This is a genomic window from Thauera phenylacetica B4P (assembly GCF_000310225.1).
GTDB classification, from domain to species: Bacteria; Pseudomonadota; Gammaproteobacteria; order Burkholderiales; family Rhodocyclaceae; genus Thauera; species Thauera phenylacetica.
Window position 1 is genome coordinate 1 of sequence record NZ_AMXF01000565.1, and the last position, 636, is coordinate 636.

Below are 636 nucleotides of genomic sequence, written 5' to 3' on the forward strand. Positions count from 1 at the left end.
CCAGCGCGGCGGCGAGCGCGGCCGGCATCGAAGCGGGGCAACGCGCCGCGAGCGCCCTGGCCCTGCTGCCCGAACTGCGCCTGCAGCCGCGCGACCCGGCGCGCGAGGCCGAGGCCCTCGCCGAGATCGCCACCTGGGCCGGACGCTTCAGCCCGCGGATCAGCCTGTCCGCGCCGGACGCGGTGTTGCTGGAGATCTCCTCCTGCCTGCGCCTGTTCGGCGGCGCGGCGCCGATCGAGGCCGCCCTGCAAGAAGGCCTTGCCGAGCTCGGCTTCGTCGCCTTGCCGGGCTGCGCTCCCACCGCGCTGGCCGCGCGCTGGCTGGCCCGAGCACGCGCCGCGCCCTCGGGCCCCTCTACGCCCTCGGGCCCCTCTGCGCCCTCGAGCTCTTCCACGCCCTCCACACCCGCCACACCCTCCGCCGCGTCCAGCCCCCCCGCCGACGCAACCCACCTCCCTCAGGCCGACATGCAAGACTGGCGCGTCGCGCTCGATCCGCTGCCGCTCGAGCTCCTCAGGGAAGAAGACGCCTGCGACGCCGCCACGCTGGAGCTGCTCGCCGGACTCGGCCTGCGCACCCTGGGCGAGCTTCGCCGCCTGCCGCCGGCCGGACTCGCCCGCCGGGGGGCGCAGGCCG

At 77.4% G+C, this 636-nt stretch carries 1 protein-coding gene; it reads left to right on the plus strand.

Translation table 11 applies throughout. The annotated features are described in order from the left end of the window. Positions 1 to 636, plus strand: a 636-nt coding sequence (locus tag C667_RS23705) for a Y-family DNA polymerase (protein WP_004391888.1), incomplete at both ends; no start/stop codon positions are given.